Below are 20,060 nucleotides of genomic sequence, written 5' to 3'. Positions count from 1 at the left end.
TCCCTCCTACGGAGCTGTCTGGCCAGGACCGCTGCGTTCTGGGTTCAGGGCGCAGAACAGCCAGATCTACATCTGTCACGACAGTGTTCGGGCTGTGCGTACTGCCGGGTGATCCGCTGTTGCCGTGGGATCAGCCAATACGGATCACGACGGGTGCGGGTGCCGGCGCCGTGATCGCGGGCGTGCCGGGGGCCTGGGCATCGCCTCTGATCGGCGCCTCGCCCCCACCGGCGACACCGCCTGCGACCGGGCCGGCGGTTTCGGGTGATCGTGCCGTGCCCGGGGCCTGCGCGAGTCCGTTGGCCCACAGCTGGTCGACACGCGAGCGCTCGGTGACGTTCGGGTAGCGATTGGTGCAGGACGGGCCGGCGGTGCCGCCCGACATCAGCTCACTGCACGGCCCGCCGTAGTCGTCCGGCAGGCCCAGCACGTGCCCGGTCTCGTGGGTGACGACGCGGACCGAGTCGTACTGCTGGTTCTGGGTGTAGTCGAGGAAGACGTAGCCACTTCCGTGGCCGTTGGTGGAGGTGTATGACCCGCGCGGGTCGTTGCCCTCGCGGTAGGAGAAGTCGGCACCACCGCTCGACGCCTCCTGGAGCTTGACGTTGGACTCGGAGCTGTTCCAGATCGAGGCTGCGCTCGCTATCTGCGAACGGAAGCTCGGCGCCTGGGAGGCGTTGTAGTAGACAGTCACCGCCTGCGCGTTCGGCTGGGCGGCGCGCTTCTCGGCAACGGACTTGAGCAGGGCCTCGAAGAACGCCTTGTTGTTCGCGGCCTCCTCAACCGGCCCGGCGTACTGCGCCACGGAGGTACCGGTGGCAGCGGACGGGGTGTCGGCCGTCTGGGCGCCGGCCGGCACCGCCGCGCCCAGCGCGCTGGAGGCCAGACCCAGGCCGAGAGCGAGGGCGAGGAGTCTCGCGGACGTTCGGGACGAGTTCATGTGGGGGGCTCCTACTCACTCGGTGACGCCGAGCGCCCAGTGCGCGGTCGACTCTGCCTGAACACCGGTTCCGAACTGCGGCGACGTCCTGTGGGTCGTCATTCTTAGAACGGCTCGACAGGGAGCGCAAAGGGTCCTCACCACTAGGTCGCCTCGTAGGTACCGGGACCTCGCCAGGGCAGTGCACGGGTCTCCGGTCCACACATGGCGGGCAGGAGGGAAAGCTGTCGCGGCGTCAGAAGCGTTACATCACCGGGCAACGGGCGTGCGCGCCGGCCGGGGGATTCCCAGGACGCGCGGCGGGATCCACATCCGGGCCAAGACGGACAAATCCTTAGATGTCTTCCATGTTGCATCTACTAAGCGTGCCGGTTCTTGACGGAGTGCTGTGACCGACGTCATAGAACATGAGCTTCCGCTTCACCCGGTGAACCGAGCGGAAGGCGACGGCTTCGGTCGTGTCAGCCGATGCCGAAAGCGCCGTCGGGGGGCTCGGGTGAGGGGACCGCGTCGGTGTCGTGGACCGGCTGCGCGCCGCCGATGAAGTCCCGCAGCGCCGGGCCGTGTTCGACCCGGGCGGGGAACGCGTCGGCGGCGGTACGGCGGGCCACGGCAGCCGTGTCGACGGTGCGGTGCGAGGCGACGAGCACCGCGTTGCCGAACCGCCGCCCGCGCAGCACGCCCGGCTCGGCGATCAGCGCCAGCTCGTCGAACACGGCCGCGAAATTGGCCAGTTGGGAGCGCAGGAACCCGAACGGCGCCGCGTCGGCGAGGTTGGCCAGATAGACCCCGCCGGGGCGCAGCACACGCTCGGCCTCGCGGGCGTACGCGAGCGAGGTGAGGTGAGCGGGCACCCGTGAGCCGCCGAACACGTCGGCGATCAGTACGTCCGCCGAGTCGCCCGGGGCAGCTTCCAGCCAGGCCCGGGCGTCCGCGGCGTGCAGCGCGACCCCCGAGCCCTCCGGCAGCGGCAGATGCTCGACGACCAGCTCCAGCAGGGCATGGTCGGCCTCGACCACGTCCTGCCGGGAGCCGGGCCGGGTGGCGGCCACATAGCGGGGCAGCGTCAGCGCCCCTCCCCCGAGGTGCAGCACATCCAGCGGCCGCCCCTCCTCGGCGACGGCGTCCAGCACATACCCGAGCCGCCGCGCGTACTCGAACTCCAGATACGCCGGATCATCCAGATCGACGTACGACTGCGGCGCCCCGTCGACGGTGAGCAGCCAGGCCCGCTCCCGATCGACATCGGGCATCAGCTTGGCGGTGCCGTGATCAACGGTCCGGGTGACGGGTATGGCTTCACTCACGAACCCATTGTCACCGGTACGGGACAGCACCGGGCGCGAGGTCCCACCTGGAGGGGCGCGGGGAACTGCGCCGACCAGCCACAACGGCCCCGCAGTCCCCCACGCGCCTGACCCCCTCCGGTCTTCGGCCCCTCAGCCGACAGAGGTGACGGTCCCGGCGCCCACAGTCCTCCCACCCTCACGGATGGCGAACCCGAGCCCCGGCTCCAACGGCACCTCCCGCCCCAGCTCCACACTCATCTCGACCGTCTCCCCGGGACGGACGACCGCCGCCTCCCCAAGGTCGACGTCCCCGACCACGTCCGCCGTACGGATGTAGAACTGTGGCCGGTACCCGGTGGACACAGGCGTCGTGCGACCGCCCTCGCGCCCCGACAGCACATAGACCCGCGCCGTGAAGCGCCGGCTCGGCACGACGCTGCCCGGCGCAGCCACCACGTGCCCCCGCCGGACGGCGTCCCGCGGCACACCGCGCAGCAGCACCGCCACGTTGTCCCCGGCCTGCGCCTCCTCCATCGGCTTGCCGAAGGTCTCCAGCCCCGTGACGACGGTCTCCACGTCGGCGCCGAGCACCGACACCCGGTCCCCCAGGCGGAGCGTCCCGCGCTCGACCGCGCCGGTGACGACCGTCCCCCGCCCGGTAATGGTGAGGACGTTCTCGACGGGCAGCAGGAACGGCGCGTCCAGGTACCGCTCCGGCATCGGCACGTACGTGTCCACCGCGTCGAGCAGCGCCTCGATCGACGCCGTCCAGCGCGGGTCGCCCTCCAGCGCCTGCAGCCCGGAGACCCGTACGACGGGCACGGCGTCCCCCGGGTACCCCTGCGCGGTGAGCAGGTCGCGGACCTCCAGCTCGACCAGGTCGGTCAGCTCCTCGTCGCCCGCGTCGGCCTTGTTGAGGGCGACGACGATGTGGTCGACGCCCACCTGCCGGGCGAGCAGCACGTGCTCGGCGGTCTGCGGCATGATCCCGTCGAGCGCCGAGACGACGAGGATCGCCCCGTCGAGCTGTGCGGCGCCGGTGACCATGTTCTTGACGTAGTCGGCGTGGCCCGGCATGTCGACATGGGCGTAGTGCCGGGTGTCGGTCTCGTACTCGACGTGCGCGATGTTGATGGTGATGCCGCGGGCGGCCTCCTCCGGGGCCCGGTCGATGCGGTCGAACGGGACGAAGGAGCCGGTGCCGCGCTCGGCGAGGACCTTGGTGATGGCGGCGGTCAGGGTGGTCTTGCCGTGGTCGACGTGGCCCATCGTGCCGATGTTCAGGTGCGGCTTGGTGCGCACGTATGCCGTTTTGGACATGGCTGTACCTCGAAGCCTCTCAGGCGTGCGGAAGATACGGGACCCCGAGGACTGGCCGACCCTCCCCCTGCGGGGTCCGCCGGACGTTCCGGAGAGGGTCAGCTTCGGGCGCCGTCGACAGCGGCCACGAGGAGCGGGACGGCAGCCTTCGGCGCATCCGCGATGGCGGATGCTGCGAGGAGGAAGGCGTACCGGAACATGACGACGATCATCGCCGACGGTCTGTCCGGCGTCGAATGGTTTTCCGCGGTACGCGAGTTCTGGACCGCAGGGCGGATGCCCTCAGGAGCCGATGTTCTTCAGCGCCTCGCGGACCGTCAGGGGGGCGAACCGGCTCCGCTCCCGCGCCACGAAGCACCGCACGGCTTCCGGGTCGGTCTTGGCGTACTCGCGCAGGGACCAGCCGATGGCCTTGCGGATGAAGAAGTCGGGGTGCCCGGACTGGAGCAGGCAGTAGGCGAACAGCCGGTCGGTGTCGGTGCGTTCCTTGTAGGTGAGCTGGTGCAGCAGGGCCGTACGCGCCACCCAGAGGTTGTCGTCCCTGATCCAGGCGTCCATGTCGGCCGCGAGCCCGGGGTCGGCCGCGGCCAGCGCGCCGACGACATGCGCGGCCAGCAGGTCGACGGTGTCCCACCAGGAGACGGTGGTGATCAGATGCCGGGCGACGGGCAGGAAGGCGGAGGAGCAGCGGGCCGCGTGCCGACGCAGGTAGTCCACGGCGAAGTACTGGTACTCGCGCTCGGGCAGCTGCCAGCAGCGCAGGGCGATCGCCGTGCAGTCGGCCTCGCCGGGGCGGGGCGTGCCGGCCAGCACCGTGCGGGACAGCGCGCGGCGGGCCGGGGTGGGGATACCGAGGAAGGGCGCCACGTCCTTCATGTACGCCCGCATCGCGACGGCCCGGTCCGCATCGGCAGCGGCCGCGTAGGTGGCGGTCAGCCGCTCCAGCACGGCATCGGCGAGAGCGCTGCGCGATACCTCGGGCGGGGCCGCACCTGTGACGGTCATGAGACGAACCATACGGCGATCACACACATCGGTCGGTTAGTGTCACCGGATGCTCGATGCCAACCGCTCTGGCACCGCCACGGCCTCTCCCCGGGCCGCCGCCACGGAGCTCGCCGTCCCCGCGGCCGTACCCGTCCCGCCGTTGCCCCGCACGGGGTTCGCGGGCCGCTGCACCCGCGCGCTGCTGTCGCCGTATGCGCGGCTGTCGCTGCTGCTCGCGCTGCTCGCGGGGGCCGCGGCGGGTGTGCTGATGTTCGAGCCGCAGAAGCTGCTGACGCACGGCTGGCCGCCGCAGCTGGGCGGGGCCGCCGCGGCGGTCGTGTTCGCGGTGGCGTACGGGCTGTGCACGGTGGCGTTCGTACCGCGCCCGCTGCTGAACCTGGCCGCGGGGGCGCTGTTCGGCTCCCAGCTCGGGCTGGGGACGGCGCTGGCGGGCACGGTGCTCGGGGCCGGGGTGGCCTTCGGCCTTGGCCGGCTGCTGGGGCAGGACGCGCTGCGGCCGCTGCTGCGGGGCCGCTGGCTGAAGGCGGCCGACGGGCAGCTGAGCCGGCACGGGTTCCGGTCGATGATGGCCGCGCGGCTGTTCCCCGGGGTGCCGTTCTGGGCGGCGAACTACTGCGCGGCCGTCTCCCGCATGGGCTGGCTGCCCTTCCTGATGGCGACGGCGCTCGGCTCGATCCCGAACACCGCCGCCTACGCGGTCGCCGGCGCCCGTGCCTCCGCGCCGACCTCGCCCGCCTTCCTGATCGCGATGGCCTCCATCGCCGTACCGGCGCTGGTCGGCACGGTGGTGGCCTGGCGCAAGCGCCACCACCTGCGCGCCGGCTGATCACTCGGTGATCCGTCAGACCCCTTCCAGGATCATCGCGTTCGCGAGGCCGCCCGCCTCGCACATGGTCTGCAGGGCGTAGCGGGCGCCGCGCTCGCGCATCGCGTGGACCAGGGTGGTGGTCAGGCGGGTGCCGCTGGCGCCCAGCGGGTGGCCGAGGGCGATGGCGCCGCCGTGCACGTTGACCTTGGTGAGGTCGGCGCCGGTCTCCTGCTGCCAGGCGAGGACCACGCTGGAGAAGGCCTCGTTGATCTCGACGAGGTCGATGTCGTCGAGGGTCAGCCCCGCCCGGCGCAGGACCTTCTCCGTCGCCGGGATGACGCCGGTGAGCATCAGCAGCGGGTCGGAGCCGGTGACGGCGAAGCTGTGCAGGCGGGCGAGCGGGCGCAGGCCGAGCCGGGCCGCGGTCTCGCTGGAGGTGATCAGCACGGCGGAGGCGCCGTCGTTGACGGGGCTCGCGTTGCCCGCGGTGATGTTCCACTCGATCTGCGGGAAGCGCTCGGCGAAGCCGGGGTCGTAGTAGGCGGGCTTGAGGTCGGCGAGGATCTCGGGGGTGCTGCCGGGCCGTACGCACTCGTCGCGGGCGACGCCGTCCAGCGGTGCGACCTCGGCGTCGAAGAGGCCGGCCTGCCACGCGGCGGCGGCCTTGTGGTGCGAGGAGACCGCGAACTCGTCCATCCGCGCGCGCGTGAGGGACCACTTGGCGGCGATCAGTTCGGCGCTGATGCCCTGCGGGAGCAGGCCCTCGGGGTAGCGCTCGGCGACGCCCGGGCCGAAGGGGTCCTTGCCGGCCGGCACGTTGGACCACATCGGCACCCGGCTCATCGACTCCACTCCGCAGGCGACGACGAGGTCGTAGGCGCCCGAGATGACGCCCTGTGCGGCGAAGTGCACGGCCTGCTGGGAGGAGCCGCACTGGCGGTCCACGGTGGTCGCCGGCACCGACTCGGGAAGGCCGGCCGCGAGGACTGCGTACCGGGTGGTGTTCATGGCCTGCTCGCCGACCTGGTCGACGGTGCCGCCGATGACGTCGTCGATCAGCGCGGGGTCGACGCCGGAGCGCTCGACGAGGGTGCGCAGGGTGTGGGCGAGGAGCTGCACGGGGTGGACGTGGGCGAGGGAGCCGTTCGGCTTGCCCTTGCCGATGGGGGTGCGTACGGCTTCGACGATGACTGCGTCTCGCATGGTGCGGGCCTCCCGCGATGGCCGGATCGATTACCGGTGAGATCGATTACTGGTGAGTAGGAAATTCAAACTCACCATAACTCGGTGAGTTGGAAAATCAAACCCTCCTCTAGACTGAATCCCATGGCCGCCACGAAAGACCCGCGCCCCTGCTCCATCGCCGACGCCCTCGCGCTGGTCGGCGAGAAGTACTCCCTGCTCGTCCTGCGGGAGGTGTGCCTGGGCAACGGCCGCTTCGACCAGCTGGTGCGCAACATCGGCGCCCCGCGCGACGTCCTGGCCACCCGGCTGCGCCGGCTCGTGGACACCGGGGTCCTCACCAAGCACGCCTACAGCGAGCGCCCGCAGCGCTTCGAGTACCGGGCCACTCAGGCGGGGCTGGAGCTGGAGCCGGTCCTGATGACCCTCAAGGAGTGGGGCGACCGCCATCTCCGCCAGGGCGCCGACCTGCCCATGGTCGTCGAGCACGTCTGCGGCAACGAACTGGTCCCCCAGGTCACCTGCAGCGCCTGCGGTGCCCCGGTACGACACGAGGACCTGACGGCCCACCCCCAGGCCCCGGGGTGGACCTTGTCGGGGCCGACGGCCGCCTAGCCCGCAGGCTGCTCCAGATACACGTCCAGCCGTCCGCACATGCCGAACTTCCCGCGCTCCGAGGGGTGTTGGGCGTGCACCCGGGCCGCTGCCAGGTGCGCGGCGTCACCCCGTCCGAGCCGGTCAAGATGGGCGCCGGTGGTCTCGGCGGCGGCCCGGGCACCTCGCCGCCACCGCTCGCGCCACTCGGCGATCCGTGGCCGTACGAGCGCGACGGCGGCCCGGTGGAAGGCGGCCAGCGGCTCGGGGCCGGAGGCCTCACGCAGCGCGCGGTAGCCCTCCAGGGCCAGGTCACGCCGGGTACGGGCGATCCGCTCGCGCTCCGCCTCGGGCGCGTCGGCCGGGACGGTGGTCGCGGCGGCGTACGTCTCCGGGTCGGTCAGGTACTCCGGGGGCAGCGTGAGCACCGCGTCGCCGGCCTCGGGCAGCCCGCTGTTCTGCATGAGGACGGTGATGCGCAGGTCCTCCTGGTTCACCAGCCGGTGGACGGTGCCCGGCGTGAACCAGGCGACCGTGCCCGCCTCCAGGGGCGTGACCTCGTACCCGGACACCGTCAGCGTCTGGACGGCACCCGTCCCGCCCGTGACGACGTACGCCTCCGAACAGGCCAGGTGCAGATGGGGAGTTCCGCCGCGGAGCCCGTCGGCGGCGGGCCAGTCGTAGACGCACAGCCGCGAGACGGCGACCCCGCCCGGCAGGCCCGTGAAGTCCCCGGCACTCACCACGGATGCGCCTCCAGATAGGCGGCCACGTCATCTCGCTGCCAGGCCCCGTCGGCCACGACGACCCGGTAGCGCCGGTGCAGTGTGTCGCCGGGGGCGAGCTCCAGCTCTTCGAAGAAGGACCAGGAGGGGGCGACCGCGGCGAACGGGTCGTTGCGGACGAACCAGTGGGCCGGGTGGGTGCCTCGGGTGCCCGCGTGGTCGTTCTCGGGCGCGTGCTCGAAGACGAGGGTCGCACGGCCGTCGGCGCCGTCGTGCTCGCCGCTGAAGGCGAGCCAGGGCGCCTGGGTGCCCATCAGCCCGGGGCCCTCCCCGTCCGGCCCGATGATCCGCCCGTCCCGGAAGGCGCGCGGACCGCGCCAGAACAGGCCGGTGTACCCGGCGAGTTCACGCCCGGCCGTGGTCGGGCTGCCGAAGCGCAGCGGCTCGTCGCGCCGGTTGGTGACGGCACTGGTCCAGGTCAGCGCCCAGGAACCCGACCCGGGGTCGACGTCGTGGACCTCGATCCGCCGCTCCTCCTGTGCCCACAGCGCACCGTCGTACGGATGCCAGGTCAGCCGCTCGTCGACGACCGCACGGCCCTCGGCGGCCGCGACCTCGTCGAAGCCGGCGTGCCGCATCGAGCCGACCCGCTCGCGGAGTTCGAGGTACCCCTGGCCGTGCACATAGCTGTTGCCGCCCCACAGATTGGCGCCGGACAGGTGCGAGGCGGTCAGCGACAGCCCCTTGTGCCAGCGGTGGTCGTTGGGCCGGTAGTCGGTGACGAGGTGACCGGCGAGGGTACGGACCGGGTGCAGGTAGGGCTTGGGCGCCTCCCAGGCCGCCTCGGGGCGGTAGACGTAGGCGAACAGCTCGACGCCGGTGGCCGGTTCGGTCACCGTGATCCGGTCGCCGTGGGCGTGGACGAGACGCAGCCCGCCGCTCATGCGGGGACCTCCTCGGCGGGTACCCAGCCGGGCGCGCCGCCGTGCAGCGCCGTGTAGTACGGGTCGCCGGGTCCGATCTCGCCCGCCCGTACGGTCGTGTCGGTGAAGGCCGACTTGTACAGCGCGGTGATCAGCTCCAGGCTGGTCCGCCCGTCCGCCCCGCTGCTGCGCGGCCGCTCTCCGGCGCGCATGCTCGCGATCAGCTCCCGCAGCTGTTCGAGGTGACTGCTGGGTACGTCGGGCCCGAAGTCCCGCCAGGCGGCGACCTGTTCGGACGGCACGTCCGGGGCCGGGATGATGCGCCAGTTGTCGTTGGCGTGCCCGTACAGGTGGGTCAGCTCGACCGTGGCGCGTTCGCAGTCGATGCGGATGCGGCTGACCTCGTCGGGGCTCAGCACGCTGTTGACGACGGTCGCCAGCGCGCCGTGTTCGAACCGGACCAGCGCGGTGGAGACGTCCTCGGTCTCCACGTCGTGCACCAGCCGGCCGGCCATCGCCCGCACCTCGCTCCACGGGCCGAGCAGGTCCAGCAGCAGATCCATCTGGTGGATGCCGTGCCCCATGGCGGGTCCGCCGCCCTCGGTGTGCCAGCGGCCCCGCCAGGGCACGGCGTAGTAAGCGTTGTCCCGGTACCAGGTGGTCTGGCAGTGGGCCACCAGCGGGCGCCCCATCGCCCGCTCGGCGAGCAGCCGCCGTACATGCCGGGATCCGGAGCCGAAGCGGTGCTGGAAGACGATCGAGGCGTACGGCCCGCCGTCGGCACCCTCCTCCGCTTCGATCGCGTCGAAGTCGGCGAGCGAGGGCACCGGCGGCTTCTCGCACCACACCCAGGCCCCGGCACGCAGTGCGGCCACCGTCTGCGCACGGTGCAGCGTCGGCGGGGTGCAGATGGTGACCAGGTCGGGCCGCTGTTCGGCGAGCATCAGATCCAGGTCGGTGCAGGCGTGCGGGATGCCGGCCTCGGCGCAGAACGTCTCCACGGCGTCCTTGTCGATGTCGACGGCGGCCACGATCTCGGTCTCGCCCTCTGCGGCGAGCCGGGCGAGCGCGGGCAGATGGGATCCGCGCCCGATGGCGCCGGTTCCGACGACGGCGGCCCGGATGCGCCGGCCGGCGAACGGAGGGGTGGAGGCAGGAGGGAGGGAAGAAGGGGGCATGGACGGGTTCAGCACTCCTCCGGGGACGGCGGCGGCGCGGTGCGGCGGATGCAGCAAGCGCTTTCCCCTGCGCTGCAACGTAAGCGGCCGCGACGGGCAAGGTCAACACCATCGGAGCGCCGTCTGCGGAACCCGTGTGCCTGCCGGTTCCCCGGGCCCGCTACGCTGCCTTCGTCACATGATCACCACGTATTCCCATCAGCGCTTGGACGCCTCACCTCCATGTCTTGGTTTGAATCCCTCGTCCTCGGACTCGTCCAGGGGCTGACCGAGTTCCTCCCCGTGTCCTCCAGCGCCCATCTGCGGCTGACCGCGGCCTTCTCGGGCTGGAAGGACCCAGGGGCCGCCTTCACGGCGATCACCCAGATCGGCACGGAGACGGCGGTCCTCATCTACTTCCGCAAGGACATCGGGCGGATCATCTCGGCCTGGTTCCGGTCCCTGTTCGACAGGACGAGGAGACACGACCACGACGCCCAGATGGGCTGGCTGGTGATCGTGGGCTCGATTCCGATCGGCGTGCTCGGCGTGACGCTCAAGGACGCGATCGAGGGGCCGTTCCGTGATCTGCGGGTCACCGCCACGATGCTCATCGTCGTCGGCGTGGTGATCGGCATCGCCGACCGGTTGGCGGCCCGCGACGAGACCGGCGGCCGGCACCGGGCGCCCAAGCAGCGCAAGACCCTGGAGAACCTCGGCGTCAAGGACGGCCTGATCTACGGCCTCTGCCAGGCGTGCGCCCTCATCCCGGGCGTCTCCCGCTCCGGCGCCACCATCAGCGGCGGCCTGTTCATGGGCTACAAGCGCGAGGCAGCGGCCCGTTACTCCTTCCTGCTGGCCATCCCGGCGGTCCTGGCGTCCGGCGTCTTCGAAGTGAAGGACTCGCTGGGCAACGGCCATGTGGCGTGGGGCCCGACCCTGTTCGCGACGGTGATCGCGTTCGCGTCCGGATACGCGGTCATCGCATGGTTCATGAAGTGGATCTCCAACAAGAGCTTCATGCCGTTCGTCTGGTACCGCATCGCCCTCGGCATCGCCATCATCGCACTGGTGACGGCGGGCGTCCTGAACCCGCACGCGGCGGAGTCGGCGAGCTGACCGGTCCGGGGACCGATCGCATGGCGCTCACCCGGCAGTTCGCTCCTCCGCTACTGCCGTGATCGTGTCCCCGACCCCGACCCCCGCCTGATCGCCCGGCTGGAGCGGGTGATCAACGGCGATCCCGGCGGGAACATCGGCCTCCTCGACCACCCCGACTTCTACGACGGCTTCGGCGGGCCACCCCGACTCCTGGGCCCCCGCCTCCGTTTCGGACATCTCTCGCGCGCTGGACGGCATGGACTGGACGAGGTCCTCGCCGAACTGCCCGCGGACTCCGCCGAAGCGGCCGTGGCCTGCGGATTCGGGGGCTTCTCCGGGGACGTACGGGCCCATCTGGTCCGGCATTTCACCACCACCCGCGCCTCCTTCCGCGCGGCGGCCCTGCAGGGCATATGCGTTCTGGTCTGGATCGACCGAGGACGCGGCCGGCGCCCGCGGTGACCAACCCCATACGTTCTGCGTAGCCACTCGGTAGCGCAGTGTCAGTTCTTGCCCCTAGGCTGTTCCGCATGTCCCCCGATTCCCCACCCCCTGGTTCCGTGCGCTCTGCTGCCGAGGTGAACGAGCAGATCCGGGCACTGTGGCTGCGTGCGGGCGGCACCCTGTCGGCCCAGGAGCGCGCGGAGTACGAGCTGTTGGTGGTCGAGTGGGCGGAGGCAATCCGCGGAGAGATCATCGAGGCGGCCTGAGCCGGGAGTTGGCGGCGAGCCTGGAGTTCGTGGCGGCCGGGGTGGCCGGCGGCCGGAGTGCGAGCGGGCCGGCCAGGTCCGTAACCGCCTTCGGCGCGGCGGTTGCGGCGGCCGGCCCTCGGCCGGCAGGTCTGCAGGCGGCGCACCATGGTGGAACGGGGCTGCAGCCGGCTGAAACAGGGGCGCGGCATGGCCCCCCTGTCTTCTGGATCACCCGGTCACTTGCGGTACCCGAGGATGGTCATCATGCCGCTCTCCGAGTGGTACTGGTTGTGGCAGTGGAGCATCCACAGGCCCGGGTTGTCGGCGTCGAAGTCGACGACGAGTTTGCGGTGGGGCAGCACCAGCGCGGTGTCCTTGCGGGCGCCGACGGCGTCGAGGCCGGTCATCGCGAACGTGTGGCCGTGCAGGTGCAGGGGGTGCCACATGTCGGTGGCGTTGATGAGGGTGAGCCGTACCCGTTCACCGGCGCGCACCGGGTGGCGCCTGCGGGGGTCGTACAGCTGGTGGTCGAAGCCCCAGTCGAACCTCTGCATGCCGCCGGTGAGCCTGATGCGCAGCTCGCGGTCGGGTGCGCGGTCGTCCAGCGCCACGGACTCGTCGGGTACGAGGCGATGCGCGGGCACGACCCGCCCGTCGAGTTCGTCGGGGCGGACGTTGCGCCCGGGAATGCTCCTTCCCCTGTCGGTGCGCAGCACGGCGAGGGCCTGGCCGTTCTTGCCCTCGGCGAGTGCGACGAGGGGGAAGATGCCGTCCTCGGCGGTGACCAGGACGTCGTAGCGCTCGGCCATGCCGACGAGGAGGGCGTCGGTCTCCGTGTGCTCCACGGGATAGCCGTCGGTGTGCGTGACGGTCATGGTGTGGTCGCCCAGCGCCACCCGGAAGGCGGTCTCGGAGCCTGCGTTGATGATGCGCAGCCGGATGCGGTCGCCGGGGCGGCACCGGAACACCGGGGGATTGAGCGGCAGTCGGCCGTTGGCAAGGTAGTACGGGTAGGCCACACTGCCCCCGGCGCTCTCGAGCAGGCGGCTGCGGGAGGTGCGCAGCACGCGGGAGGGGCCGGCCGGCAGGCGACCGCGTCGGGGACCCATGGCCATGCCGCCGCCCGCCATGGAGGTGCCGGTGCCGGGCTGGAGTTGGTCGAGTACGCGCTCCGGGGTGGAGCCGTTCACGCCGTCGACCCAGTCGTCCAGGACGACGATCCATTCCTTGTCGTAGGAGAGGGGTTCGCGGGGGTCGTCGACGATGAGCGGGGCGTACAGCGCACGGTCGGGCTGGAGTCCGACATGGGAGTGGAGGAGATACGTGCCCGGGTAGGAGACGGCGAAGCGGTAGGTGAAGTCGGCCCCAGGGCGGATGGCGTTCTGTGTCACGCCGGGGGCGCCGTCCATGTCGCAGCGCAGCCGCACTCCGTGCGCGTGGAGCGTGGTGGCGGCCGGCAGGCGGTTGGCGAGGGTGAGGCTCATGATGTCACCGGCGGTGACGCGGACCACCGGACCGGGCAGCGTCTGGTCGTAGGCCCAGCTCCGGACGATCCGCCCGCCCAGGTCCAGCGTGGACTCGGTGGCGGTGAACCCGAACCTGCGCACCGGGCCGGAACCGCGTCTGCGCTCGGCGGCAAGGACCTCCGGACCCGACGGGTCGACGTATTCTCCGGCCCCCGGGGCGACGGATCCGGCCTCGCCGAGCGGGGTCTGCTCGGGGCGGTGGTCGGGGCGGAGGACGAAGTCGGTACGGGCAGGCAGGAGTCCCGCGCCGGCGGCAGCGAGCGGGGCACGGAGCAAGGTACGCCGCGATGGTGTGTGCATGGCTGTAATAAGACACATTTTGCGGCGATTTGGGGGGAAATACGACGCGCGCGTCGGTGATGTCGGCCTCCGGTGCCCCAGTTGGCGGGCGGCGCTTCAGAAGTCGAAGACAGTGCCCGTACGGGCGTGGAGTTCACAGTCGTTGCCGTAGCTGCGCTTGAAGCTGACGGGCTGTCCGTGCCAGCGCCCCTCCGCCTGTGCGATGACCGGATCGTAGAGCAAGATGCACGTCGTGTCGTAGGCCCGCCGCTCGAGGCGTCCCCTGGATGCATCCAGGTCCTTGCAGGCCTGGGCTGCCTTGGGGTGGTGGCCACTCGGGGGGTCGCACGCGAGCACGACCGTGCGCGTGGACGACGCAGCCGGGGCCGCATCGCCGGGCCCGGGGTGCGTGATCGTCAGCCGTACGTTGGTTTCACCGTCACCTCCCGTTGCGGCTGCGGAGTTGGTTCCCAGCCCCGCAAGGAGGAGCGAAGCGATCAAGGCGGCAGCGGTCTTCCTGTTCACGCCAAGGCAAACGATCTTTCCGCCTCCCGGTCACCGGCTTGGCGAATCCGAGGACGCCGGCCGTACCCCGCTCCGCCGAATATCCGGCACGCCTCTTGGCACCTCGCCGCCGGTGGCCAACACTTGGCCGATGACTCAGCGTGTGGAACTGGCTACCGTGATGGACCGGCTGGCCGTGGACGAGCTGGTCACCGAGTACGCCGTGGCGGTGGACGACGGTGACTGGGCGGCGTACCGGCGGCTGTTCACGGCGGACGGGCGGGCCGACTACCGTTCGGCCGGTGGCATCGAGGGCGAGGCCGGCCGGATTGCCGGGTGGCTCGCCGACAACCTGGAGCTGTTCGGAATGCGGCAGCATCTGATCGTCAACCGGCGGCTGCGGTTCGGGATCCTGGACCACGACACCGGGGACACCGCCCGGGTGCGGGCCGACTACCTCAACCCGATGCGGTTCGCCGGTGACGGCGGCGGTGGCGCGCCGGACCTGGTGTGCGGCGGCCGGTACGACTTCGGGCTGCTGCGCACGCCGGACGGCTGGCGGCTGCGCGAGGTCGTGGTGCACGAGAAGTGGCGCCGGATGCCCGAGCGCAGCCCTTCGGCCGTGCCCGACTGAGCCGCCCCGGTGCCCTCTGTCGGAGATCGCTTCCGGCGCGCACACTGGAGTCAGCCCCGGGGGTAGGGAGACGCCGCATGAGGACGACGAGGACGATCGACCGCCGGCTGACCTCCTCCTGGCGACGGTCCGGCCTCGCCGCCCTCGCCGGCGCCCTTCCCGTGCTCGCGTTCCCGGCGCCCTCGCTGTGGTGGTGCGCGTACGTGGCCCTGGTCCCCTGGATCCTGCTGGCGCGCTCGGCGCCGACCGGGCGGCGGGCGGCGTACGACGGCTGGTGGGGCGGCTTCGGGTTCATGGTGGCCGTGCACCACTGGCTGCTGCCGAGCCTGCACGTGTTCATCTTCCTGATAGCCGGGCTGCTGAGTCTGCTGTGGATGCCGTGGGGGTGGCTGGTCCGCAGGTTCCTCGGCGGGGTGCCGTCGCTGCGGCGGGGCGCGGCCGCGCTGCTGGTGCTGCCGTCGGCGTGGCTGGCGGTGGAGCTGGTCCGCTCCTGGCAGGGCCTCGGCGGCCCCTGGGGCATGCTCGGTTCCAGCCAGTGGCAGGTGGACCCGGCGCTGCGGCTGGCCTCGGTGGGCGGGGTGTGGCTGCTCAGTTTCCTGGTGGTGGCCGTCAATGTGGCGGTCGCGGTGCTGGTGTCCGTGCGCGGGGCCCGGGTGCCCGCGGTGGCCTCGCTGGTCGCCACCGCCGCCGCGACCTCGGCCGCCTGGGCGTGGGCGCCCCGCCCGGACGTCGACGGCCACGTGCGGATCGCCGTCGTCCAGCCGGGCATCGTGGACGGGCTGGGGAGCCCGGCGAAACGGTTCGACCGCGAGGAGCAGCTGACCCGGCAGCTCGCCGGGCAGGGCGTCAACCTGGTCGTCTGGGGCGAGTCCAGCGTCGGCTACGACCTCGGCCGCCGGCCCGGCCTGGCCCGGCGGATCGCCGCGCTGTCCCGGCAGACCGGCGCCGACGTGCTGGTCAACGTGGACGCCCGCCGCTCCGACCGGCCCGGCATCTACAAGAGTTCGGTGCTCATCGGCCCGCACGGACCGACCGGCGACCGCTACGACAAGATGCGGCTCATCCCCTTCGGCGAGTACATACCGGCCCGCTCCCTGCTGGGCTGGGCCACCTCGGTCGGCAAGGCGGCCGGCGAGAACCGGCGGCGCGGCACGGAACAGGTCGTGATGAACGTCGGACACGGCCTGCGGATCGGCCCACTGGTGTGCTTCGAGACCGCGTTCCCGGACATGAGCCGCCATCTCGCCGAGGACGGCGCGGACGTGCTCCTCGGCCAGTCCGCCACCTCGACCTTCCAGAGCAGCTGGGCTCCCGAGCAGCACGCCTCGCTGGGCGCGCTGCGGGCCGCCGAGACCGGCCGCCCGATGGTGCACGCCACGCTGACCGGCGTCTCCGCCGTCTACGGCCCGAGCGGACAGCGCCTCGGGCCCTGGCTCGGCACCGACGCGAGCACCACGCACGTGTACGACGTACCGCTCGCGCACGGTGTCACGCCGTACGTCCGCTTCGGCGACTGGCCGGTGCACGGCGCGCTGCTGGTGCTGGCCGCACTCTGCGCGACCGAGGGGGTACGGGCGATCAGGCTGCGCCGCTCGGATCCAGAACCGCTCGCACGACCCGCTCGCACAGCTCATGGGTGGCCAGTGCGTCACGGGCGCTGAGCACCTTGCCCGCGCGCACGGCGTCCAGGAAGGCGAGGACCGCCTGCTCGATGCCGCGCTGCCGGGCCACCGGCACCCAGTCGCCGCGCCGGCGCACCGTCGGCTGCCCCTTGTGGTCGATCACCTCGGCGAGGTTGAGGACCTGACGCTTGGTGTCCTGCCCGGAGACCTCCAGGATCTCCTCGGCCGAGCCGCTGAGCCGGTTCATCACGCCGAGCGCGGTGAAGCCGTCCCCGGCGAGCTGGAGCACGACGTGGTGCAGCAGCCCGCCCTCGGTGCGGGCGCGGACGGTCACGTCGTCGACCGGGCCCGGCACCAGGAACCGCAGCGTGTCCACGACGTGGATGAAGTCGTCCAGGATCATCGAGCGCGGTTCCTCGGGCAGCCCGATCCGGTTCTTCTGCATGAGGATCAGCTCGCGCGGATGGTCCCGGCACTGCGCGTACGAGGGGGCGTAGCGCCGGTTGAAGCCGACGAAGAGCGAGACGTCGCGCTGCTCGGCGAGGGCCACCAGGCGTTCGGAGTCGGCGAGTTCGTAGGCGAGCGGCTTGTCCACGTAGGTGGGGACGCCCGCTTCGAGCAGCCGGGTGACGATCTGCGGGTGGACGTGGGTGGGCGCGTGCACGAAGGCGGCGTCGAGGCCCGCGTCGAGCAGGGAGTCGAGGGTCGTGTGCCGCCGGTCCTCGGGCAGGTGGAGCGCGTCCGCGACCCGGGCGAGGGTGGCGGGCGTGCGGGTCTGCAGGTGGAGGTCGATCTCCGGCTGCGTGCTCAGCACCGGCAGGTAGGCCTTCTGCGCGATGTCCCCGAGTCCGATGCAGCCGACCTTCACGTGCTCTCCCCTACCGCTTGCCTGCGTGTGCCTCCTCGGAAGCATACGGGGGCCGCCAGTCTGCGATGCCGTCGAAGCTCCGCAGGAACAGCGCCGGACCGGCCGTGGACAGGGCGGCGACCGCGCTGTCGCGTACGGCGACGACGGCGCGGCTCCGGGCCATGTTGAGGCGGGCCACCTTGACGGCCTGGCGGGCGATCGCGGTCGTACGGGGAAGCCGGGCGGCGGTGTAGGCCGCGAGGTCCTCGGCAGGTGGCCCAGGACCACGGCGTCCTCGATGGCCTGGTTGCCGCCCTGGCCGAGGGTCGGCGGCATGGCGTGGGCGGCGTCGCCGAGGAGGGCGACCCGGCCCGAGTGGTAGGCCGGCAGCGGCTCGGCGATGTGGCGGACGTCGTGGCGGAGCACGTCCTCGGGGCGGACGGCGGCGATGACGGCGGGGACCGGGTCGTGCCAGTCTCCGAACCGGCGCCGGAGTTCGGCCCGCTCGCCGTCGGGGGCGCGCTCCCCCGCCGGGGTCATGGCGGCCGCGTAGGCGTAGACCCGGCCGTCCTTGACCGGGTGGGTGCCCCAGATACGGCCCCGGCCCCAGGTCTCGTGGGAGGCGAACTCGGCTCCGGCACGGGGATCAGGACGCGCCAGGTGGTGAACCCGGCGTACACCGGCCCCGGGTGGGACGGGAACAGCACGCTCCGGACCCGGGAGTTGATGCCGTCCGCGCCGACCACCAGGTCGGCCTCCAGCTCCTCCTCGCCCATGGTCACCCGGGCCGGGCGGGCGCTGTCTCCCGGGTCGGCGAGGGTCGCCGGGGCCGCCGTGCGGACGGCGCCGGACGGGAGCAGGGCGGCGAGGCGGTCGACGAGGGTGGTGCGGGGCAATAGGACGAGCGAGGCGCCGAAGCGGGCGGTGGCGGCCTCGGCGCTGGAGCGGGACAGCCGGCGCCCGCCGGGCGTGCGCAGGCCGCCGTCGCCCTGCCAGGCGGCGAGGTCCCGGATCTCGTCGCCGATGCCGAGGACGTCCAGGGCGCGCAGGGCGTTCGGGGCGAGCGAGATGGCCGCACCCACCGGCTCCAGCGAGCGGGCCCGCTCCAGCACGGTGACGTCCCAGCCCCGCCGGTGCAGGGCCGCGGCGGCGGCCAGGCCGCCGATTCCGCCGCCGATGACGATCGCGCGCGCGCCGACCTCGTGGCCGACACCGCCCTCGCTCTGCTCGCCGAGCGCGGGATGCGCGGGCTGACGCACCGGGCGGTGGACGAGGCGGCCGGGCTGCCGCAGGGCTCGACCTCGAACGTGGCGCGCACCCGGCAGGCGCTGCTGGAACTTTCGGTGCGGCGGCACGCCGAACGGGAGGCACGGGTGCTCGCGCTGGAGGAGATGCCGGACCCGAGCGGCGGGCTCGACGCGCTGGCCGAGGGGCTGGCCCTGGCCGTGCACCGCTCCCTCACCCGGGGCGGCGACCTGCTGATCCCCCGCTACGAATTGGCTCTGGAGGCCACCCGCCGCCCCGGACTGCGGGCCTTCTACGACGCGACCGGCGCCGTCTTCAAGGAGCAGCTGGCCGCGATGCTCACCGCCGTCGGCTCGCCTGACCCGGCCCGGCACGTGCTGTCGCTCGTCGCGTGGGCGGACGGGCTGATGTTCTCGTGCGCGGCCGGGTCCTTCAGCACAGAGGTGCCGAGCCTGGAGGAGGTGCGCAAGGGGCTGCGGGAGCTGCTGGCGGGAATGCTGGGCCGTTGAAAAGGGCTGGTGCCGGCGAGCGCGGTGTTGCGAGGATGCGGGGATGACGACCGAACGCCATGAGCCCGCCCAGAACGCCGGTGAACGCGCCATGCTGGAGGGGTGGTTGGACTACCACCGCCAGACCCTGGCGTGGAAGTGCGAGGGCCTGTCCGACGAACAGCTGCGGACCGCGTCCGTGCCGCCGTCCGAGCTGTCCCTCATGGGCCTGGTGCGGCACATGGCCGAGGTGGAGCGAGGCTGGTTCCGCAAGGTCCTGGTGGGCGACGACCCCGGCCCGATCTACTACACCGACGAGGACCGGGACGGCGAGTTCCACCTCACCGAGTCGGACACCTGGGAGGAGGCGTACGCCACCTGGCAGGCGGAGATCGAGACGGCCCGGCGCAACGCGGCCGGCTTCGGGCTCGACGACCTCTCCCGGGGCACGAGCCGGTTCACCGAGGAACCGTTCAGCCTCCGCTGGATCTACACGCACATGATCGAGGAGTACGCCCGGCACAACGGCCACGCCGACCTCGTCCGCGAGCGGATCGACGGCGCCACCGGCGACTGAACGTCACCCTCGGCGCCTGAAAATCCCCCGCAGGGGGCACGAGATCACCCGTGCGGGGGCATCAACCTTCGGTGCACGGTGCCAAGCCGGTGGCCGACCCAGCAGAGTTGCGCGGGTGCATCGAACGACGACCACCGCAGCGCTCCTGGCCACCGTGGCCGTCTCGGCCCTCGCCGGCTGTGTGACGGTACCGCGCCCGGCGAGCGCCCCCGGGCCCCTGCCGGACACCGCGCCCACGCAGCCCTCGGCGCCGCGGCCGGACGGCAGCCCGGAGCCGCGGGTGGTACAGGCGCCGGTGCGGGAGGCGCTGGAGATGGTCGGCCCGTCCGAGCACCCGCACCGCGCCGGGCGGACGGTCCCGCACCGCACACCGGCACCGCCCCCGGTCGCCCGCCAGCAGCCGGCGTCGCCCGCACACCCCCGGCCGCACCTGCACCCGGACCCCCGCGCGCCGCGCGTCGACGTCCCGGACGTGTCGCAGCAGGTCCCGCAGACCCCGGACGTCTGCGCCCTCGGCAGGCAGTACGGCGGCTGGCGCCAGGACAGCCCCGAGGCGGTGATCTGCGACCAGACGTACGGCCACTGACCGGGCCGTTCCA

Annotated in this window: 20 protein-coding genes and 2 pseudogenes; 10 read left to right on the top strand and 12 right to left on the bottom strand. The window is 72.3% G+C overall.

Annotated elements, in window-relative coordinates:
- Positions 1–283: 283 nt before the first annotated feature.
- The 4 genes and pseudogenes from snpA to ACZ5DS_RS32025 all read right to left on the bottom strand — a co-directional run.
- A pseudogene (gene snpA / locus ACZ5DS_RS32040) lies at positions 284–940 on the bottom strand (snapalysin); the annotation flags it as partial.
- 461 nt (positions 941–1,401) lie between these two features.
- Positions 1,402–2,247, bottom strand: coding sequence for a spermidine synthase (locus ACZ5DS_RS32035; RefSeq protein WP_468245464.1), 846 nt, complete (start codon positions 2,245–2,247; stop codon positions 1,402–1,404).
- 132 nt (positions 2,248–2,379) lie between these two features.
- Positions 2,380–3,549, bottom strand: coding sequence for an elongation factor Tu (gene tuf / locus ACZ5DS_RS32030; RefSeq protein WP_468245463.1), 1,170 nt, complete (start codon positions 3,547–3,549; stop codon positions 2,380–2,382).
- Between the two features lie 282 nt (positions 3,550–3,831).
- On the bottom strand, positions 3,832–4,554 hold the full coding sequence (locus tag ACZ5DS_RS32025; protein WP_468245460.1) for a DNA alkylation repair protein: 723 nt from the start codon (positions 4,552–4,554) through the stop codon (positions 3,832–3,834).
- Between the two features lie 49 nt (positions 4,555–4,603).
- Here ACZ5DS_RS32025 and ACZ5DS_RS32020 point away from each other — a divergent pair, with 49 nt between their 5' ends.
- On the top strand, positions 4,604–5,383 hold the full coding sequence (locus ACZ5DS_RS32020) for a TVP38/TMEM64 family protein (protein WP_468245458.1): 780 nt from the start codon (positions 4,604–4,606) through the stop codon (positions 5,381–5,383).
- Between the two features lie 15 nt (positions 5,384–5,398).
- Here ACZ5DS_RS32020 and ACZ5DS_RS32015 read toward each other — a convergent pair whose 3' ends face one another.
- The gene (locus ACZ5DS_RS32015; RefSeq protein ID WP_468245455.1) at positions 5,399–6,568 is read right to left on the bottom strand and encodes a thiolase family protein; all 1,170 of its coding nucleotides are present in this window, start codon (positions 6,566–6,568) and stop codon (positions 5,399–5,401) included.
- A 123-nt stretch (positions 6,569–6,691) separates the two neighbouring features.
- Here ACZ5DS_RS32015 and ACZ5DS_RS32010 point away from each other — a divergent pair, with 123 nt between their 5' ends.
- The gene (locus ACZ5DS_RS32010) at positions 6,692–7,162 is read left to right on the top strand and encodes a winged helix-turn-helix transcriptional regulator (RefSeq protein WP_468245453.1); all 471 of its coding nucleotides are present in this window, start codon (positions 6,692–6,694) and stop codon (positions 7,160–7,162) included.
- Here ACZ5DS_RS32010 and ACZ5DS_RS32005 read toward each other — a convergent pair.
- The 3 genes from ACZ5DS_RS32005 to ACZ5DS_RS31995 are packed head-to-tail and all read right to left on the bottom strand — an operon-like array spanning position 7,159 to position 9,967.
- Positions 7,159–7,887, bottom strand: coding sequence for a cupin domain-containing protein (locus tag ACZ5DS_RS32005; protein ID WP_468245450.1), 729 nt, complete (start codon positions 7,885–7,887; stop codon positions 7,159–7,161). The two genes, ACZ5DS_RS32010 and ACZ5DS_RS32005, sit on opposite strands and share 4 nt — an antisense overlap.
- Positions 7,881–8,810 carry a DUF6807 domain-containing protein gene (locus ACZ5DS_RS32000; RefSeq protein ID WP_468245448.1) on the bottom strand — a complete coding sequence of 310 codons (930 nt, stop codon included), beginning with the start codon at positions 8,808–8,810 and terminating at the stop codon, positions 7,881–7,883. The genes ACZ5DS_RS32005 and ACZ5DS_RS32000 overlap by 7 nt, the downstream gene beginning before the upstream one ends.
- Positions 8,807–9,967, bottom strand: coding sequence for a Gfo/Idh/MocA family protein (locus tag ACZ5DS_RS31995; RefSeq protein ID WP_468245446.1), 1,161 nt, complete (start codon positions 9,965–9,967; stop codon positions 8,807–8,809). Before ACZ5DS_RS31995 ends, ACZ5DS_RS32000 begins: the two co-directional genes overlap by 4 nt.
- Positions 9,968–10,189: 222 nt before the next feature.
- Here ACZ5DS_RS31995 and ACZ5DS_RS31990 point away from each other — a divergent pair, with 222 nt between their 5' ends.
- The 3 genes from ACZ5DS_RS31990 (at position 10,190) to ACZ5DS_RS31980 (ending at position 11,757) form a co-directional block, all read left to right on the top strand.
- Positions 10,190–11,065, top strand: coding sequence for an undecaprenyl-diphosphate phosphatase (locus ACZ5DS_RS31990; RefSeq protein WP_468245443.1), 876 nt, complete (start codon positions 10,190–10,192; stop codon positions 11,063–11,065).
- Positions 11,066–11,173: 108 nt separating this feature from the next.
- Entirely contained in the window at positions 11,174–11,509 is a 336-nt protein-coding gene (locus tag ACZ5DS_RS31985; protein WP_468245441.1) for a hypothetical protein, read from the top strand.
- 68 nt (positions 11,510–11,577) lie between these two features.
- Entirely contained in the window at positions 11,578–11,757 is a 180-nt protein-coding gene (locus ACZ5DS_RS31980) for a hypothetical protein (RefSeq protein ID WP_468245438.1), read from the top strand.
- A 218-nt stretch (positions 11,758–11,975) separates the two neighbouring features.
- Here the strand turns inward: ACZ5DS_RS31980 and ACZ5DS_RS31975 are convergent, their stop codons facing one another.
- Entirely contained in the window at positions 11,976–13,565 is a 1,590-nt protein-coding gene (locus tag ACZ5DS_RS31975; RefSeq protein WP_468245436.1) for a multicopper oxidase family protein, read from the bottom strand.
- A gap of 96 nt (positions 13,566–13,661) precedes the next feature.
- Positions 13,662–14,069 carry an SSI family serine proteinase inhibitor gene (locus ACZ5DS_RS31970; RefSeq protein ID WP_468245433.1) on the bottom strand — a complete coding sequence of 136 codons (408 nt, stop codon included), beginning with the start codon at positions 14,067–14,069 and terminating at the stop codon, positions 13,662–13,664.
- Positions 14,070–14,199: 130 nt separating this feature from the next.
- Between ACZ5DS_RS31970 and ACZ5DS_RS31965 the strand changes: the two genes are divergently transcribed.
- A complete protein-coding gene (locus ACZ5DS_RS31965) occupies positions 14,200–14,682 on the top strand; it encodes a nuclear transport factor 2 family protein (protein ID WP_468245431.1) in 483 nt (160 codons plus the stop codon).
- A 77-nt stretch (positions 14,683–14,759) separates the two neighbouring features.
- Positions 14,760–16,343 carry an apolipoprotein N-acyltransferase gene (gene lnt / locus ACZ5DS_RS31960; RefSeq protein WP_468245427.1) on the top strand — a complete coding sequence of 528 codons (1,584 nt, stop codon included), beginning with the start codon at positions 14,760–14,762 and terminating at the stop codon, positions 16,341–16,343.
- On the opposite strand, the gene ACZ5DS_RS31955 is transcribed toward lnt, so the two are convergent.
- The gene (locus ACZ5DS_RS31955; RefSeq protein WP_468245425.1) at positions 16,261–17,172 is read right to left on the bottom strand and encodes a Gfo/Idh/MocA family protein; all 912 of its coding nucleotides are present in this window, start codon (positions 17,170–17,172) and stop codon (positions 16,261–16,263) included. The genes lnt and ACZ5DS_RS31955 overlap by 83 nt on opposite strands.
- A 10-nt stretch (positions 17,173–17,182) precedes the next feature.
- Positions 17,183–18,335 (bottom strand): annotated as a pseudogene (locus tag ACZ5DS_RS31950) (FAD-dependent monooxygenase).
- Between ACZ5DS_RS31950 and ACZ5DS_RS31945 the strand changes: the two are divergent.
- The 3 genes from ACZ5DS_RS31945 to ACZ5DS_RS31935 all read left to right on the top strand — a co-directional run bounded on the left by ACZ5DS_RS31945 (position 18,285) and on the right by ACZ5DS_RS31935 (position 20,047).
- Positions 18,285–18,905, top strand: coding sequence for a TetR/AcrR family transcriptional regulator (locus ACZ5DS_RS31945; RefSeq protein WP_468245423.1), 621 nt, complete (start codon positions 18,285–18,287; stop codon positions 18,903–18,905). The pseudogene ACZ5DS_RS31950 and the gene ACZ5DS_RS31945 sit on opposite strands and share 51 nt — an antisense overlap.
- 43 nt (positions 18,906–18,948) lie before the next feature.
- Complete coding sequence (locus tag ACZ5DS_RS31940; RefSeq protein WP_468245420.1) at positions 18,949–19,461, top strand: DinB family protein; 513 nt, start codon at positions 18,949–18,951, stop codon at positions 19,459–19,461.
- Between the two features lie 115 nt (positions 19,462–19,576).
- Positions 19,577–20,047, top strand: coding sequence for a hypothetical protein (locus tag ACZ5DS_RS31935; protein WP_468245419.1), 471 nt, complete (start codon positions 19,577–19,579; stop codon positions 20,045–20,047).
- The last annotated feature ends 13 nt before the right edge of the window (positions 20,048–20,060 follow it).

It is taken from the genome of Streptomyces sp. NPDC031100, from assembly GCF_055570785.1.
The sequence above is the reverse complement of the archived record's forward strand: the minus strand, read 5'-3'. Positions and strand labels throughout refer to the sequence as shown.

Excerpts from the sequence above, each read along its gene's own strand:
- ACZ5DS_RS31995 (WP_468245446.1), bottom strand. The coding sequence starts at position 9,967 with ATGCCCCCTTCTTCCCTCCCTCCTGCCTCCACCCCTCCGTTCGCCGGC.
- ACZ5DS_RS32000 (WP_468245448.1), bottom strand. The coding sequence starts at position 8,810 with ATGAGCGGCGGGCTGCGTCTCGTCCACGCCCACGGCGACCGGATCACG.
- ACZ5DS_RS31940 (WP_468245420.1), top strand. The coding sequence starts at position 18,949 with ATGACGACCGAACGCCATGAGCCCGCCCAGAACGCCGGTGAACGCGCC.
- ACZ5DS_RS31965 (WP_468245431.1), top strand. The coding sequence starts at position 14,200 with ATGACTCAGCGTGTGGAACTGGCTACCGTGATGGACCGGCTGGCCGTG.
- ACZ5DS_RS32025 (WP_468245460.1), bottom strand. The coding sequence starts at position 4,554 with ATGACCGTCACAGGTGCGGCCCCGCCCGAGGTATCGCGCAGCGCTCTC.
- ACZ5DS_RS32020 (WP_468245458.1), top strand. The coding sequence starts at position 4,604 with ATGCTCGATGCCAACCGCTCTGGCACCGCCACGGCCTCTCCCCGGGCC.
- ACZ5DS_RS31990 (WP_468245443.1), top strand. The coding sequence starts at position 10,190 with ATGTCTTGGTTTGAATCCCTCGTCCTCGGACTCGTCCAGGGGCTGACC.
- tuf (WP_468245463.1), bottom strand. The coding sequence starts at position 3,549 with ATGTCCAAAACGGCATACGTGCGCACCAAGCCGCACCTGAACATCGGC.
- ACZ5DS_RS31980 (WP_468245438.1), top strand. The coding sequence starts at position 11,578 with ATGTCCCCCGATTCCCCACCCCCTGGTTCCGTGCGCTCTGCTGCCGAG.
- lnt (WP_468245427.1), top strand. The coding sequence starts at position 14,760 with ATGAGGACGACGAGGACGATCGACCGCCGGCTGACCTCCTCCTGGCGA.
- ACZ5DS_RS32015 (WP_468245455.1), bottom strand. The coding sequence starts at position 6,568 with ATGCGAGACGCAGTCATCGTCGAAGCCGTACGCACCCCCATCGGCAAG.
- ACZ5DS_RS31975 (WP_468245436.1), bottom strand. The coding sequence starts at position 13,565 with ATGCACACACCATCGCGGCGTACCTTGCTCCGTGCCCCGCTCGCTGCC.
- ACZ5DS_RS32010 (WP_468245453.1), top strand. The coding sequence starts at position 6,692 with ATGGCCGCCACGAAAGACCCGCGCCCCTGCTCCATCGCCGACGCCCTC.